General features: G+C 62.6%; 2 protein-coding genes. Both read right to left on the bottom strand.

Translation table 11 applies throughout. The features are described 5' to 3' along the window. Window positions 1–295 (bottom strand): extracellular solute-binding protein (locus EOA24_RS37250; protein ID WP_127410780.1); only part of this gene is annotated, 295 nt, incomplete at its 3' end. 167 nt (window positions 296–462) lie between these two features. Further along, window positions 463–1371, bottom strand: a complete 909-nt coding sequence (locus EOA24_RS37245) for a LysR substrate-binding domain-containing protein (RefSeq protein ID WP_126080000.1) — start codon at window positions 1369–1371, stop codon at window positions 463–465. Between the last annotated feature and the right edge of the window lie 251 nt (window positions 1372–1622).

The raw sequence follows: 1622 nt of genomic DNA, 5'->3' as shown, positions 1-1622 counted from the left end.
GCAGCCAGCTCTGCTTGGCCCAGATCGGAACCTCGTAGGTGCCGATGGTCATGACGTCGTACTGGCCGCCCTTGGTGGCGATGTCGGTGGTCACGCGCTCGCGCAGCACATTCTCTTCAAGCGTGACCCAGTTGAGCTGGATGTCGGGGTTGGCCTTGGTGAAGTCGTCCGTCAGCTTCTGCATGCGGACCATGTCGCCATTGTTGACGGTGGCGATGGTGATGGATTCGGCATGCGCAGCGAAAGCGAGAGCGCTGGCCGACAACAGGCCCAGGGTGAGCGTGCGAAGTTTCATCAAATTCCTCCCATAAACCAAGATGAGCATTTGCCTTGGCTTTGAGCAATTACTCACTTGGTGTGATTTATGTCAAGGCGGAATCGATGCTGCAGCGCAGCAGAAACGTGAACCCCGACCCGGCGACGCGGCCAGGATCTTGGCGAGGAAGGCTGAGAGCAGTCGGCTTACGCGCAGGCGATCTCGGCGAGGATCCAGTCACGGAAGGCGCGGATCTTCGGCACATTGCGACGCGCCGTCGGATAGACCAGCCAATAGGCATGGCCGTCATCGCCGACGAGATCGAAGGGCTGGATCAGACGGCCGTCGGCGATCTCGTTCTTGAACAGCGCCCTGGTCAGGATCGCCACGCCATGGCCCGCCATCGCCGCATTCGCCTCATAGGCCTGCGCGCCCATGCTAGAACCCGGCCGCTTGGCGAGATCATGGCCGGTCACACCGGCGGCCTCGAACCATTGCGACCACCAGACGTCGCCGGGGTCGAGGATCGGCAGGCGCAACAGGTCGGCCGGCTCCTTGACGCCGCCTATGCTCGCCGCGAGCTTGGGGCTCAGCATGGGGGTGAAATCGGCATCAAGCAGCTTATGCGCTTCCAGGCCCGGCCACTTGCCGCCGCCGGAGCGGATGGCGATATCGACATCCTCGCGCGCGAAATCGGTCAGGCGGCTCGACGTGTCGAGCCGCACGGCGAGTGCTGGATGAGCGATCTGGAATGAGCCCAGATGCTGGGCCAGCCAGTTCGAGGCGAAGGTCAGCACGGTGGTGACGCAAAGCAGTCCGTCGGCGCCGCCGCGCGCCGCGGCATAAGCCTGACCCAGGATGGAAAAGGCTTCGCTGACGGCAGGCGCCAGGCGCTGGCCGGGTCCGGTCAACTCGATCTGCTTCGGCCGGCGCAGGAACAGCGGCGCGCCGATGCGTTCCTCCAGCAGCTTGATCTGGTAGCTCGCGGCCGCCTGGGTCATGCCCAATTCCTGCGCCGCCTTGGTGAAGGACAGGTGCCTTGCCACCGCTTCGAACACCCGGATCGCCTGCAGCGGCGGCAGCGGCGCAAGCTGCGGAGGGGTCAGATCGGGCATAAGGCCTCCTTATGGGTCATGATCGAGGTTTAATTGGAAGCACGAACCAGCCAGACCGATATTTGGGATCAACGATCAATCCAGTTCAAGGCTGACGATCATGGTCACGGTACAGGAAAAACTCGTTTCCACCCCCGCACGCGGCTGGTTTTTCATGCTGGTACGGGAATTTGCAAAGTTTTCGGGCCGCAGGCGCGGCTACATCGATGTTCGGGAACTATCCGAGCATCTGCAGCGCGACATGGGTTTTC

The sequence above is a fragment of the Mesorhizobium sp. M2A.F.Ca.ET.039.01.1.1 genome (assembly GCF_003998035.1).
Taxonomy (GTDB): domain Bacteria; phylum Pseudomonadota; class Alphaproteobacteria; order Rhizobiales; family Rhizobiaceae; genus Mesorhizobium.
This window is presented reverse-complemented; position numbering and strand designations above follow the sequence as displayed.

Excerpts from the sequence above, each read along its gene's own strand:
- EOA24_RS37245 (WP_126080000.1), bottom strand. The coding sequence starts at position 1,371 with ATGCCCGATCTGACCCCTCCGCAGCTTGCGCCGCTGCCGCCGCTGCAG.